General features: G+C 66.5%; 10 protein-coding genes. 4 read left to right on the top strand and 6 right to left on the bottom strand.

Features of this window, described 5'->3' with window-relative positions; all coding sequences use genetic code 11:
* The 5 genes from VFE05_17590 to VFE05_17570 form a co-directional block, all read right to left on the bottom strand.
* Positions 1-5,436, bottom strand: a 5,436-nt coding sequence (locus VFE05_17590) for an RHS repeat-associated core domain-containing protein (GenBank protein ID HET6231892.1), incomplete at its 3' end; no start/stop codon positions are given.
* Positions 5,437-5,557: 121 nt separating this feature from the next.
* A complete protein-coding gene (locus tag VFE05_17585; protein HET6231891.1) occupies positions 5,558-5,971 on the bottom strand; it encodes a hypothetical protein in 414 nt (137 codons plus the stop codon).
* Complete coding sequence (locus tag VFE05_17580) at positions 5,968-6,192, bottom strand: hypothetical protein (GenBank protein ID HET6231890.1); 225 nt, start codon at positions 6,190-6,192, stop codon at positions 5,968-5,970. The genes VFE05_17585 and VFE05_17580 overlap by 4 nt, the downstream gene beginning before the upstream one ends.
* Before the next feature lie 161 nt (positions 6,193-6,353).
* Entirely contained in the window at positions 6,354-6,596 is a 243-nt protein-coding gene (locus tag VFE05_17575; GenBank protein HET6231889.1) for a hypothetical protein, read from the bottom strand.
* Positions 6,597-6,842: 246 nt separating this feature from the next.
* Positions 6,843-7,883, bottom strand: coding sequence for a hypothetical protein (locus VFE05_17570; protein HET6231888.1), 1,041 nt, complete (start codon positions 7,881-7,883; stop codon positions 6,843-6,845).
* Between the two features lie 636 nt (positions 7,884-8,519).
* Here VFE05_17570 and VFE05_17565 point away from each other — a divergent pair.
* Positions 8,520-9,674, top strand: coding sequence for a tetratricopeptide repeat protein (locus VFE05_17565; protein ID HET6231887.1), 1,155 nt, complete (start codon positions 8,520-8,522; stop codon positions 9,672-9,674).
* Between the two features lie 560 nt (positions 9,675-10,234).
* On the opposite strand, the gene VFE05_17560 is transcribed toward VFE05_17565, so the two are convergent.
* Positions 10,235-10,453, bottom strand: coding sequence for a reverse transcriptase domain-containing protein (locus VFE05_17560; GenBank protein HET6231886.1), 219 nt, complete (start codon positions 10,451-10,453; stop codon positions 10,235-10,237).
* A gap of 616 nt (positions 10,454-11,069) precedes the next feature.
* On the opposite strand from VFE05_17560, the gene VFE05_17555 reads away from it, so the two are divergent.
* The 3 genes from VFE05_17555 to VFE05_17545 all read left to right on the top strand — a co-directional run bounded on the left by VFE05_17555 (position 11,070) and on the right by VFE05_17545 (position 13,529).
* Entirely contained in the window at positions 11,070-12,140 is a 1,071-nt protein-coding gene (locus tag VFE05_17555; protein HET6231885.1) for a hypothetical protein, read from the top strand.
* Between the two features lie 116 nt (positions 12,141-12,256).
* Entirely contained in the window at positions 12,257-12,634 is a 378-nt protein-coding gene (locus VFE05_17550; GenBank protein HET6231884.1) for a hypothetical protein, read from the top strand.
* 523 nt (positions 12,635-13,157) lie between these two features.
* Positions 13,158-13,529 (top strand): hypothetical protein, encoded by a 372-nt coding sequence (locus tag VFE05_17545; protein ID HET6231883.1) that lies wholly within the window; start codon positions 13,158-13,160, stop codon positions 13,527-13,529.
* Positions 13,530-14,146: the final 617 nt, after the last annotated feature.

Below are 14,146 nucleotides of genomic sequence, written 5' to 3'. Positions count from 1 at the left end.
GATATTATTCGGATTCCCGGCAAGGTGTGGGGCCGCTTTCACGCTGTTGATGTGGTGCCCGTGGATGCCTTCAACCCGTCCACGCTCCAGTAGCTCTTGACGCTCGGCCCGCGTCCAGCGCCGGGTGCCCTCACCGGTCCTTTCAACCATCTCCGCTTCCTGGCTCCATGCCTGACGTACCGCGCGTCGACGTGCCGCGGCCAGCGCTGCGCGCTCGGCCTGCATACCTTGGGCGATCTCACGCTCTGCATACCCGATTCCCGCTGCCGGAGACGGCTCCGCACCGGGAAGGCCAGCCTCCATCAGGATCGTCCCGCCGACGAGTATCGCGGGGCCGGCCTCGGTTAGCGCTGCCAGCGCCTCCACACACAGGGGCGCGAGAAAGGCGAGCGGCCCCACGCACAGCCCGTACGGATCCGAATAGTTGAGCGCGTCGCCGCCGCCGAACCCGTAGAGGTTTAGCCCACCCGCGATCCCGATCGGATCCTCCTGCGTGAACCGCCCTGTCGCGGGATCGTACTGGCGGTTGCGCCGGTACATGAGGCCGCTCGCATCCCGCTGGTCCAGGATGAGGCTGCCGAACCAGTTGCTCGGCTGCGACGGCGCGATAGGGTTGTGCCAGGCGTCCGCGTTCGGCCCCGGCCAGGGAATCTCGTTCGTGCTGAACGTGCCCTGTGTGGTGGTGCCGTCGGCGAACGTGCCCTTCGCGTACATCCCCCGCCAGTTGGCGTGCGGGATGATCGTCATCACCCCCGCGTCGTGCCCGATGCGGATCAGGTCCAGCGGTGCATCCATGCCTGGGCCATGGGTGTAGCCCACCCGACCGCCGAAATCGCCGGTGCCGCCGTCGCTCTCCAGTTGCCCAGCCGACGCAGTGAACTCGGTCGGCGTGCGGATCTCCCACAGGATCTGGTCGCCGTCGTAGACGTAGCGCTCGATGGCGTTGTTGCAGGTGTGGTACGTCGTCGTGCAGTTGCCGTTCACCTCGTACAGCCTGCGCCGCACGAGCACGCGCCGGCCGAGTGCATCGTAGCGGTACTCCTCGAAGGCACTCGGGTCCTGCCCCAGCGTCTCGTCCCACGGGCCGCAGATCACCATTGCTGACGTCGTGGAAGTCGTCAGCACCGAGGTCAGGCACCGCTGCCGGTCCACGACGCGCAGCCGGTCGTCGGCCCCGTAGTACGACTGCATGCGCTCCTGCATGAGCCGCGATCCGTACGAGTTGGACGACCCCAGGTGGGCGCCGGAGTGCCAGTCGCGGTTGCCGGCCGCGTCGTAGTCCCAGGAGTCCTGGTCCGTGATGCTGCCGTCCAGCGTGCTGTACTCCTGCATGCTGAGCTGGCGCCCCGTCCTCTGTGCATACCGGTACGACTGCTGCGTGTGGAACTTCCCATACGCCGCGTCTGCGTTCACCCAGCGCCGGTCCTCCCACTGCAGGTTGCCCAGCGGGTCGATCACCTTCGTGGTGTTCTCGAAGTGGTCCTCGGTCTTATCGGTCCACTTCCCCAGCGCACCCATACCGGTGTAGACGGCCGAGGCCGGCTCGGTCCCGCCGGCGGTCGTCACCTTGTCGCGGTCGTCGTACGTCAGCGTGTCGTAGAACAGCGTGCCTGCGACCGTGCCAGCCAGGGTGCGGCGGAGGAGCCGGTTGTCTGCGTCGAAGCGGTTTGCTTCGATGATCCCACCGGGCACCGTGCGCTGGGTGAGCCGCCCGTCCAGGTCGTACTGGAAGCCGAAGACGTTGCCCATCGGGTCCGTGACGGATGCCAGGGAGCCCGTGGTGCCTTCGTACCCGTAGGCGACGCTGTCCTGGCCCACCGCCGGTCGCAGACTGGACGGGTGCTTGAGGCTGATCCGGCGACCCTCCAGATCGTACCGATAGCCAACCGTGTAGACGTGCTGTGAGAAATCAGCGCCCGTGTAGGTCCGGATCGCCTGCGTCTCGCTGGCGACCGCCCCACCCGGGAGGTAGGAGCGCGTGACCCGCGCGTCGTGGTTGTTGGCAGTGACGACGTTCCCGGCGCCGTCGTAGGTGAAGACCGCGGTGTCCCCCGAGAGGATGTTCGGACTCGACGGGTTGTCGGGGTTCAGCGGCTGGTAGGGGAAGTCCCACGCCCGACCGAAATCCGCGAGGTGCCTGGCCGAGTACGCGAACGAAGGCGTGACACGCGTCAGCAGATGCCCGGCGGCGTCGTACGTCATCACGATGTTCGTCGGCCCGAGCTGGCTCGACCGGCGGGTCACGTCCGTGATGACTTGCCCGGCCGGATTGTACTCCAGGCTGTCGGAGCGATTGTCGGGCGCGATCTCCCGGATCGTCCGTCCCAGGGCGTCGTACCGGTAGGTGATCGTCATGGCCCCGATCTGGTTCGTATCGGGGCTCATGGTGCGGGTGGTGGACGCGACGCGGCCGACGTCGTCGTACGCCGTCGTCACCGTCACGCTCTGGCCGAGCGCGGCGGTCGTGGAGTTCAGGGTGCGGCCCACCACGTCGTACGCGGTGCTCTGCACCGTGTAGCGGCCGAGCGCCCGGTCGATAGGGCTGGACACCATCGTGTCTCGGCCGATTCGGTCGGCCGTGTACGAGCCGACACGGCCGAGCGGGCTGGTCGTGGACGTCAGGTTGTGGAGCACGGGGTCGTACGCCATTCGCTGAGGGCGCTCCCCCCGAGCCTTCGCCGCCGCGCTCCAGACGCTGTCCACCTGGCCCAGCGCATTGTAGAAGTAGCTGACTCGCCGCGCCTGATCGTTGCCGGCCTGCTGCCAGACTACGTTGCCCAGCGCGTCATACCCGCTCCTGCCGACGAGGCCCGTGGGGCTGCTGGTGGCAGTGAGGGAGAACGCCCAGCGGGGATCGCCGTAGGTGTAGTCCGTGGTGGGGTTGCGGCCGTCACCGAGCGGGTTGCGTGCCTCGGTGCGGAGGAGCCGGCCCAGCTCGTCGAAGTAGGCCAGCGAAACCCCGCGCGTGATGTACTGCCCCGGAGTGGAGCCTCCGCCGGGCGCGTCCACCATCGTCACGCTGCCGGGGAAGCGCGCGTCCCTGCGGTAGACGTAGGTCTGGTTGCCGAGCGGGTCCTGGAGCTGGCGCGGGTCTCCGTAGCGCCCGGTCCAGAAGAAGCTCACGTCCGCCGCGTCAGTGCGCGGACCATCCACCACGCCGTAGGCCTGCGCCGTGTCCGGCGGAGGCGTGCCCATCCATCCCCGCGTCTCCGGGTTGGTGATCGAGAGCACCACGTCCTGCGCGTTGCTGCTCATCCCGCCGCCGTACTGCCGCAGGCTCGTCACTCGCCCGGCCCCGTCCCATCCGAACACGGTCTGCGACGAGGCTGCGCCGCTCCGCCCGTAGAGCGTGGTGCCCGTCACCACGTGCGCTGCGCCCGTGTACGCGAGCCCTTCCGCCAGGTTGTCGGGATCGGTCAAGGAGGTCACGTCCCCCGCGCCGTTGCGCCCCACCTTCACGGTGCGCCTGGAGCCCGCCGTCACGCCTTCCACGCTGACAGAGTCCACCAGCCCCGCGGCGGCGTAGGAGAACGACCACCCGCTGTAGGGGGGCGTGAACCCGGTCCCGCTCGGCAGGCTGATATTCGTCAGCACGTTCCGACCGGAATCCCAGGTGAAGGTGGTCACCATCCCCAAGCGGTTCACGGTCGTGGTCTCGTAGCCCGCGGTGGTGAAGCGGATCTCGCCGCCCTCGATCAGCCGGCGCGCGTAGTAGCTGCCGTCCACCAGCACGATGGCGTCGGTGCCGTTGGTATCGTCTGCCAGCCACCGGTTCGTGCCGGCGGGGCGGTACAGGCGCGTGCTGCCGTCGCCGCCGATCCAGAGGAGGTTCGGGGAGAGCGGCACCACCTGCTCCATCCCGGCCACCCACCATCCCGCGCCAAAGGGGCTCGCGGCCCGGTTCACGATGGCCATCGTGTCGATGACGGACGTCGACTGCACCACGCCGCCCGCGTAGGTTGCGCTCACCTCCAGGCTGTACGGATAGAGTCCGGTCGCGTAGCCGGAGAGCGCGTCGAAGCCCAGGGCCACCCGCTTTGGGCTTCCAGCGGGGAAGCTGGAGCCCGGCCATGTGGCGGTCGCGACCGCGGCGTTGTTCACCTTCAACGTGGCGGTGACGCTCGACGGCACGGCCGAGCCGGCGGGCAGCGTCACGTTGGCCCGCACCACCGGGCGTGGGTGCGCCGTCTGACTGCTGTAGAGCAGCATCGGGGCGCGGACCTTGTTCACCACCCGGATCGACGCGAGCCCGTGCCCCATCACTAGGTCGCCGCACTCGCTCTCCGCGACGGCCAGCGAGATGCGCATGCAGTCGCTGCGGTCATGAGTGCCGCGCGGGTTCAGCTCCGCCACGCTGACCTGCGGGGCCACCACCCCGCCCCCCTGCACGATGAGGTTCACCCAGCCGCTGTCCGCCGCGCTCCCGGCAACTGTGGAAGCCGCCAGCAGGCGGATGCGGCCGGTGCCTGCGCTCGCCGCCGCCGTGTAGCTGACGTTGATTGGCAGCCACTGCCCGCCCGGCAAAGCCTGGCTCGCCGGGATGCCCGGGCTCGGGCAGGAGATGGCGCCGGTGCACTGCACGCTCAGGTTGTAGCTGGCGCCCGTCGCGCCGGTGTTGCCCAGGTTTGCGACCTTGAAGGTCTGCGTTGCCGAGGCACCGGTGCCGATCGGTACCGTACCCGCGTCGGGGGTGACGGAGACGGTGTAGCGGCGGACTCCGGGAACGGTCACGTCCACCCAGCCGGTGTCCGTGGGCGTGGTGCTCCCGAGACGGGTTGCGACGAGCTGGATACGGCCCGGCCCGCCCGTGATGGAGGTGGCGTACGCCACGTCCACCGACTCGCTCGATCCTCCGGCGACCAGCACGTGCGCGGGTGCGACGCAGTTGATCGTCGTACCCGCGCACTTCACGCTGAGCGCGTACGTTTCCGCGGCCGTGCCGCCATTGGTGACGGTGAACGTCTGCGCCGCTTCGGGCGAGCCGCCTATGGTGGTCGCGCTCCCGCCGTCCGGCGAGACGGACACGCTCGGAGCCGGCGGCACGAAGGTGTAGGAGGCCGAAGCATACGGGTCCACCGCGCAGTTGAACGCGCCGTCGCAGATCGTGGCCTCCAGCGTGTTCGTCACCCCCTGCAGCAGGGTGATGGTGCCCTCGGACGAGGCGCTCGTGGTCGTGCCCGAGTAGCTGAACGACCCTGTGATCTCCTGCCCGTTCAGCCAGATGCGCCGGGTGTAGGACCGGAGCTCCTGATCGTCCGACCAGTGGATCGTGACGGCAACCTCCGCGGTGCTGCTGACGGCACCGGAGGCGGGGGTGAAGGAGATCGTGGGAGCGCCTAGGTCCTCCGTGCCCTGTGCCCCAGCGGGCGAGGAGGAGACGAGGCCGAGCAGGACCAAACCACCGAACAGCAAGAGCGCGCGGAGGCGAGCAGCCATAGGGGTAACGGGGGTGGTGACGGGTAGTGTTGCCCGCGGATCGCGCGGGCGATCCAAACGGGCGGGACAGGCGCTACATGCTGCACATTCTGCCGAGAATTGACCCGAACGAATCCCGAAGTCAACGGCCTGTCGTCGGTAAGGCCGTGGGAACCGAGTAGGCCCGGTCCAGGCCGATGCCTGGACAGCGTGTGTCGATCACGACCTCCTCCAGGGCGAAGGCGACGGTGATCGGCGCATCGGCCGTCGCCACCCGCCAGGAGCGGAACACCCGCTGCTCGGTCGCCATCCGCGCCTGCTCCTCCGGCGTGCTGCCGTAGTGTTCCCGGTTGCGCCGTGCGATTTCCACCGAGACGCCGGATGCCGCGAGCACGACCTCGTAGGCCCAGCGGTAGAAGCGGCGCTCGTCCGCCGGGATCGCCGCCACTGCCGCCGCGGTCGCGCGGGCGTTCTCCGGCGGCGCGAGGAGCGAGAGGGCGGAGGCGAGTTCGTCCTCGGTGAGAAGGTCCAGATCGTTCGCCTCAACTTTGGTCACGTGGGCTCCTGTTCCAGTTCGGGGTTGCTGAGGTAGAGCTGCCGGCCGAGGACGAGCCAGTCGGGGAACGCCGCCCCGTGCTCCTCGTGAAGGCGCTCAAAGAACTCCAGGATCGACGCGATGTCCTCCTGGTGCTGATCCGGAGGCACGCCCTTGGGGAGTGTGTCGATCAAGGCCGAGAGGAGCCGCCGATCCTTCCCGGTGGGTTCAGGACTGTTCATCGTGCTCTCCTGGCATGTGGCCCAGCTCCCTACCGCGCGTGAGCGATGGCGGCTCGGGCTCTCCCTTCGCGCGGAATCGTTCGGTGAGCACGGCCACCAGGAGGGCGATTCGCTCATCGCGCGCCCGGTGAACCGAGGGTCTCCGCCATTTCCCGAACCGGTCAGCCCTCCTTGAATGCGCCGGCCTCGTGTTGCTCACGCGCCAACGTCAGCCATCGTGGTTCCGGATCTCCCATATCCCGAAAGTGCCGGGCGACCGCTTTGATCAGCAGCCCCACCCGCGCATGCCGATCCTCGCTGCGGATCGTTAGGTCGAGTTCGTAGACGATCCGCGCGAGATCGTCGATCCAGTCCGGATCATCCGGGGGCGCCGATTCGCGCCTTCCAGCCGGCGGCTCAGACAAGCCGTCGGCCCGTATCCGGAGACCGCGAGGGGATGGAGGCCCGGATGGCGTCGATGACGGAGCGTGTCGGATCGTCCGGGCGCCAATGTGGATCGCCAGGTTCTGTGGCCAGCGCCTGCTCCGTATCGAGATCGTCCTCGTTCGCGAGGTCGGCCTCCCTAGGGTCCGCACGAACGGCCGTGATCCACGCCGCGCGGGTACTCGGCAGCGCGAACCTTGGACGCGCACGCGCGCGAGAAAACAGCTTCACCCGCCACCCCTCGCCTGGCGCAGGCGGGTGATGCGGTCCTGCCTTCTGCGGTCCCCGGCCCGCAGCGCTGCCGAGACTAGATCATCGAACACGAGGGTTGAAGGTGCATGTTTAGGTAGATGGCGGATCGTTTCCCACGCGGTTGACCAGCACGCCGCGAACTTTTCACGATCCCCCGTCACGGCGAATAATCGGCATCTGAGTGCCCACTTTGCGGCGACGAGGAAATGGTCCTGCGGCAAGGTTGGCATCGACGTCAGAATCGCATACGCACGGGTCGCTTCCTCGCGGTCGAGGAGCGAGCGCGCAACGTCGATCAGCAGAAACGGCAGGAGGTGGTGGCGCAGGCGGCCGAGCACTCGGGCGGCGGCGGCGGCAAGCCGGTCCGCCTCACTGTCGCGCCCGTCATCACGCGCGCGACGAAACAGCACGTAGAGGGCTTCACCGCGGGCTTCCCCGCACGCGGCGCGACGCGCAGCTCGCAAGCCCTTGTACGCCTGCAGTTCTGCATCCTCGCCACGCTTGGCTTCCAGCAAGATCCGCGAGAGCGAGGCGGCCGCGAGCGCATAGACGGTGCGCTCGCGGGCGCGCCGGGCGACCCCTATCGCATGCCTCAGCCACGTCTCTGCGCGTTGCAGGTCTCCCACCGCCGCCGCGCTCAACCCAGCCTGCAGGGGTGCGGAGGGTTCGCTGGGATCGACCAGAGCGGCAGCTTGGTGGAAGGCGAGCGCAGTTCGGGGAAGACCGTGAGCCGCAGCCCAGCCCGCGGCGTCCGAGCACGCCACCGCAATGCCGGAGGCGGTGACCGACTCCGGAACTCCCACCATTGCGGCAATGATGCTGAGGTACGAGGCCAGGGCGGAGTCCTCGACAGTTTCGGTGATGTAGCGGAGGCGTGCTGAGCTCGCGCCGTCCGCGAAGAGGTGGGGCCGGTCACCGGGCTCGGTCTGCGCCCACAATGATACGTCCCGCACGGAAAGCCAGAAAACCACTCCAATCGGTGAAGGGGACTCTGCGAGCACGTCGCTCGACTCCAAGCTTTCGGATGCCGAGTGACGTAGTGCCGGAGGGATGGACCAGCGGCGTGACTCCGGCTCAGTACCAAAACCCATTTCGGAATCCTCGGGCTACGGCCGACTTCGCTGTGTACGAGGAAAGAGCACCCGGCCCTGGTGTGTCCGTCAGGCGTAGCTCCTCGGCCACGTCACCGTGGCTGTCGCAGCCGAACCTTCAGCACCGGATGCCCCACTCGCCCCTGACGAGCCAAGGAGCGTTCTGGATCGGAAAGTAAATGGCAGATTGGGAGTGTGGAAGGGACAGCAACAAAGCGGTCTAGGGCACAAAAATCCCTGTTTTGGAGGACGGAACTACGTAGTTTTTTCGTGCGCGCACCGCCACTTTAGGGACATAGGGCGAAACGGAGAGCCGAACTGGACAGCGTCCTTGCCCGGGTTCGTTTCACGCCATATCGTTCTTAAGCGCTCACGGCTGGGCATCCTGACTCATTCTCCCTTCCGCTCTATCACGAGCATCAACGCATGACCAAGCCTCAAAACCCGCGTCGGCGCCCCCGGAGGGTGTTCCGGGTTCCCCCGCCGCTCATCCAGCGGATCGATGCACCTCAGCTCCCAGGAACTGACCTACTAGACGACGAGAATGGAGCAGCCCGCCTCGTGTTCTGGCAGGCGTTTCAGGACGCCGAGCTGTGGGCGCGGGCGCAGGACCGAACTGGCCTCTTCCGGCGGGGCAGCCGTGTCCAGCGACGGCGCGAAATGGAAAGCCTGGAAACCGAAACCTACGAAGCCGCGAAGCCGCATCTATCAGTGCTCATCAGATTGTCAGAACGCCCGACGACCATCACCGCTGAGGCGGTTCGGACCGCCTGCGCTGAATTGGCAATCTGGTTTGAGAACCGTGGTCTTCTGCGATGCGCAGTGGAGTTTGCGCTGGTTGCCTCGTTTGCTGCGCCAGACGAAGCCGCGTTGGTCATCCGTGTCGCGCGCCTGGTGCGAATGCTTGGCGAGTTTCCTCGCTCGATAAGTTGGTTCGACTACGGACTATACATTGCACGCAGGTCCGAGGACTGGCAGCAGGCGGCGAAGGCACTCACTGGCCTTGGGATTCTCTTCTACCAAAAGGGCAACTATCCGCGGGCGCGACGTTACCAGAAACGCTGCATCAATCTGGCAAAATCTAAAGGCTTGCCCGACATGATGGGTGAAGCGTTTCACAATCTGTTCGTCTTGGAGATGGACGCGGGGAATGTTGAACTAGCTGAGAACTACGCGGCACGGGCGTTTAAAGCGTATACTCCTGAGTCGCCATGCTTGAAGCGACTTGCGCGTGATTTATCGCACAAACTGGCAGTCCTTGGGGATTACGACCGTGCGCTTCCGGTAGCTTTAGAGACACTTCACCATTTCACCACCCCCGTTGATCGAGCACTGGTTTGGGCAACGGTTGGTCTGGCAGCCGGCGGAGCTCGCGACTTTGCCACCTACGAAGAGGCCTGGATACAGATGTGGGCTCTCGTACTCGCCCGAACCGTTACGCCTGTCGCCGCAGTCGTCCTGCTTGACCTGGCCCGCGGAGCTGCGGCAATGGGGGATACCCGCCGGGCAATCTACTCAGCATCGAGAGCGCTAGAGTTTGCTCGTGAACGAGGAGAAGGTCATACAAGTTTGGAGGCCGAGGCGTTCGTGAGTGCTCTTGAGAAGGAAGACAGTGCCCCCACGAACTCAACGATGCCGACCGCGCAAGCGAACTTGCCGGGTGTGGAACTGGACCTTCTCACGGCCCTGCAACACCTCCGCGCGGTAGCTGCGTAGGGTGCAGCTACCGCGCGGCGCCTGGCGTTGCTTGTCAGGACCCGCTACCCATCCAGCTCCCATTGTCCATCCGCGGCGCTTCGGGTGCGGTCGGAGCGACCGGATTGCTCGTTGTGCAAGCGGTGGCAGTCAGGGTGAGGACGAGCATGGCGGCCAGCATAGCAAGGCGGATTTTCATCGAGCTACCCTCACGTGTGGGAGACTTGGCGCGGTGCGGGTGATTCCCCGCCGCGACGCAAGTTAACTCCCGCTCGCCCGTCCGGCCGCTCTTTTCGTGTCTAGGGTCTACTCTCTACCGGACGTTCGATTATTCCGGACCGCATAACAACGGCTCGTTACGCTCCTTTGGTGTCTACGGGGTAGTTTTCCGCGGTGAAGCGGCTGGCTTGACCCTCGTGGAACAGGGGCCTCAAATTCAAACCATACCCCTATACACGCCCCTCGTATGCTCCGGAGGTGTCCGTGCACGTGCAGGACACGGCCTTGATTCAACCTGCCCAGGTGGCCGCGCTCCGTGAGCGGCTGCCGCTGAACAAGAAACAGTTTGGCGACTTGGCGACTCAGAAGCTGTTGCCCAGGAACTTGCGGTCCCACACCCGCGCCACTGCGCTCTTATCCTTGTTGACCTTGAGCCTGAGCCTCGTGTAGAGCGCCCGAAGACGCTCCAGGACCCGCTCGCTCGCCCGCCTCGACCGCACGTATACGTTGCAGTCATCTGCGTATCGGACAAACGCGTGCCCGCTCCTCTCCAGCGCTTGGTCGACTTCGTCCAGGAGCACGTCCGGCCAGCAGCGGGGAGAGTGGCCCCCTGCTGCGTGCCCTCACACATGAATGCAGCGAGCCCCCGCAGCAAGCGGGGGCTCGCTGCGTTTCCCACCGTGGACGTTCACGCCATCAAGGCGCATCGGTGGGTCCGCAGAAAAAAATCGGGAATCCCGGGCTCGGGGGGCAGAGCCCCCACTCGCCCGGCGTGGGGATGTAAGCCCTTGGTCGGAATAGGGAGTGCGCGATCTGTCTCATGGGGTACGGGGCCTGCCGAACGGGTGGCCGCTTCGTGCGGCCCTCTTTCCGCGCGCTGTTTCGGTCATTTACGTTGAGCAGTCAGCCGCATACGGGGGAAGCGCCGGATATGTCCCGCATGCACCCGACAACCGGCCGGCCCTGCCGGCCAATCGGCCACGGCGCTGGAGCAGATAAGGAGACGGTACGATGCCTGAGCCATGAAACGATACCGGCTCCATGGCGCATCACAGCGCGTGTATAGAGCCTTTACACTTGCCCGCGCTAGACATCCTGCTACGTTGCATGCGCTCCCAAGAGTAGCGTATGCCGCGTACCCTCTACCCAACTTACCGGAGAAATCCCGTGAGAAGAACTCGATCCGCGGCTTCGCTCATGCTGTTCAGCTTGGCTGTTTCTGCGTGTCAGGATCTCACCATGTCTGCCCTCACCGCCCCAGACGGCGCAGCGGACCGCCTATCTTCGGCCCGTGGCGGGGGCGACTTCATGTGCTTCACCAGCGAGCTTCGTCCCACGGCCGGTCACGCGTACCGCTACTCGGCGGTGGCCCTCCACTTCCCTGCCTCCGAACTGGCCACGGACGGCAAAAGGAAGCGGGCGTTCCACCTCCGCATCCAGCGGTCCGGCAAGGACCCGGTCGTGACCGCCAACTGCATGATCCCCAACACGCCGGCGGCGGCGCAGCGGCTGTACCGGAACCTCGTCCGGATGCTCGCGAAGCACGCGCGCTTCGACCCCCTGACGATCCCCGCGCCGGTGGAGGAGCGCCGCCTGTACGTCGCCGACCGCCGCGGGACGACCGGACCCCGCTTCGACACGGGGCCGATGCCCACCTACCCCCTGCCGCCCATCACGGCGACCGCAATGCCGATCTATGAGGGCGGTGCGACCGGCTGGACCGGAGGCGGGGAATGGGGCTGGGGGTCGCAGGGTGACACGTACTCGTACGGCGGGGGAGATAGCTGGGATGCGCCGCCGACGCAGGAGGATTGCCACGCGGATTTGGACGCGCGGTGCAACGTGCCGCTGACCCCCGCAGACTCCACCATCATCCGGGAGTCGTTGGCCCGCTTCAAGCGGCCGGCGAACCAGTTCACGGACTCCATCGCGCGTCGGCACTGCGATGAGCTGTTCGCCGGGTTCGAGCAAGCTATGGCGAACGGCCAGGTCTTCCGCGGGCTCTACGACACGACCGACAGCACCTCGCACTACGGAGAGACCTGGCAGGGCCACTTCCACATCGACCCGACGACGCTTAACGCGGCGGAGGCGGGGGATACGACCGCGATGAAGGATGGGGTGGCCGTCACCGCCCTCCACGAAACCGGGCACCTGATGGGATTCGACCACCCGAACGGCGAGACCTGGATCGGCGGTCAGGACTACTACTCGGACTATCCGTTCAACCTCGTGAACCCAGGACCGAACACATGTATCGTACGCTGAACGTAGTGGTGGGCCTGCTCGCGGCGGTGGCGCCCCTGCGTGGCGCCGCACAAGTGAGCGGTCCGAGCCCGCAGGCAGGCGTCGTCCGGGGTGTGATGCTTCACCGATCCATCTGGATGCGGGACAGCACGAAGTTCGACGCGTGTTCCGTGCAGCGCGCGTTGCCAAGTGCTGCGGACTTCCCAGCCGCCATCGAGCCACGGCTGCGGCGCCTGCTCACAGGGACGGACGACGTGTGTGCGGTTCCGGCGCCCGACCCTGCGGACACGATCCCGCGCCGCCCTCGCTGGGGGGACGTCGCGCGAGTCGATTCGCTCTCCATCGCGGATTCCACGGCGACGGCGTTCCTCCACGTCGTCCACGGCGAGTACCACCACAACGAGAGGTACACGCTTCGCCGTGGGCCCGGCGGCCAGTGGTGGGTGAGCCAGGTGCAGGAGACCGGATTCGAGCAGTTCTACTACGCGCCCCGGCGTCCGGGGGCGAGACAGTAGAGCGGCACACCTCTTCAGGTCACGGCTGCCGCGTCACATCCGCGGCAGCCGTGAGTCGTCAGGGTCTTCAATGATGAAGCCAACTGCTGTTGACTCACTGGTCGCGCAGCGGCTCGGTATTCAGATTGCGGCGCTGAGGCTCCACCCTGTTCAGCGCGTTGTGATGATCGGATCACGGGCGCGCGGCACCCCGCGTTCGGATAGCGATCTTGACCTCGTGGTACGGTCGAGCTGGCCGCCCAAGCCCGTCCGTGGGGGCCCGAGAGGTGATTGCGGAACATCCTCGTACCCAAAAGCAGGTTCCGACACCAATCGTGCAAACGGACCTATGGGTGCGTACGACAGACAGATACGAAGCCGCCTTTCAACCTCCTGAACCCGGGCCCATCTCATGTACCGTACGCTGATTCTCGCGGTGACTTTGCTCTCGGCTGCTGGACCGACAAGGGCGCAAGGACCAGCAAGGATTTCGACCCCGGAGATGGCGGCCGTGCGAGCGGTGCTCGTTCACCGGGTTGCCTGGATGAACGACAGCACGAAGGTGGATGCCTGCTCCGTGGTGCGTGCGGTGCCGAATTCCTCCGACTTCGCGGAGAGCATCGAGCCGCAGTACCGGCGGCTCCTCACGGCCACCAGTAGCCCGTGCCAGGCAGCTCCCCAGGCAACCGCTTCCGCGCCCCGATTCCCTGCCTGGAGCCATGTGGTGCAGGTCGATTCGGTCTCGCTCGCGGTGACGAGCGGGATGGTCTTCATCCATGTGACCCACGGCGAGTACCGCCATGCCGAGAGCTACAGCCTCAGTCGGGCGGGTAGCGGAGGCTGGTGGGTACGCGAGGTGCGCGCGTGGGGCTTCGCGCAGAGTTACCCAACGCGGCCGCCCGACGGCGACCGCTAGGTCCAGAAGCGAAAAGGTCAACGGCTGCCACGCTTCCAGTGTGGCAGCCGTACGAATTCAATCGCATCTCCGGAAATGCCGCCCTCTCCAGCCGACTTGTTGATCGCGCAACAACTCGCGGGTCGAGTAGCAGCCGTCAGCCGTCATCCCGTTCTGCGTGTCGTGATGATCGGGTCACGGGCGCGAGGAACACCGCGTCCTGAGAGTGACCTGGATCTCGTCGTTCTGATCGAGTTGCCGGTGGATGCCACGCCGTGGGGTCCCGCCGACGTCATCGCCGAACGTACCCGCATTCAGCAGCAGCTCCCCGCGCCTCGCCTCCGAACCGATCTTTGGGTGCGCACTACCGACAGGTATGCAGAGGCTCGGACGGTGATCGGTGGTGTGGAGAGGCTAGTGGACACCGAAGGGATAGACGTATACTCCCGGCCGCCGACACGCGCACCCGTCGTGCGACGAACCCCGGACCAAGTGCGGCGGGAGCATGTGAGCGCCTGGATTGAGCACGCGCTTGCGGCTTTGGAGGGCACGGTGCGGATCGAAGCGCGGCCGGCGGGGCAAGCGGCTCTGCCAGGGGAGCCCGCCACGCCGGATGCCGCAGCCCGCATCTGCCTGGA

The organism is Longimicrobiaceae bacterium, assembly GCA_035696245.1.
GTDB lineage: Bacteria > Gemmatimonadota > Gemmatimonadetes > Longimicrobiales > Longimicrobiaceae > DASRQW01.
Note: the sequence above shows the minus strand (reverse complement) of the source record. Positions and strands in the feature narration are given on the sequence as shown.

Excerpts from the sequence above, each read along its gene's own strand:
- VFE05_17580 (HET6231890.1), bottom strand. The coding sequence starts at position 6,192 with ATGAACAGTCCTGAACCCACCGGGAAGGATCGGCGGCTCCTCTCGGCC.
- VFE05_17555 (HET6231885.1), top strand. The coding sequence starts at position 11,070 with ATGCTGTTCAGCTTGGCTGTTTCTGCGTGTCAGGATCTCACCATGTCT.
- VFE05_17550 (HET6231884.1), top strand. The coding sequence starts at position 12,257 with ATGCGGGACAGCACGAAGTTCGACGCGTGTTCCGTGCAGCGCGCGTTG.
- VFE05_17545 (HET6231883.1), top strand. The coding sequence starts at position 13,158 with ATGAACGACAGCACGAAGGTGGATGCCTGCTCCGTGGTGCGTGCGGTG.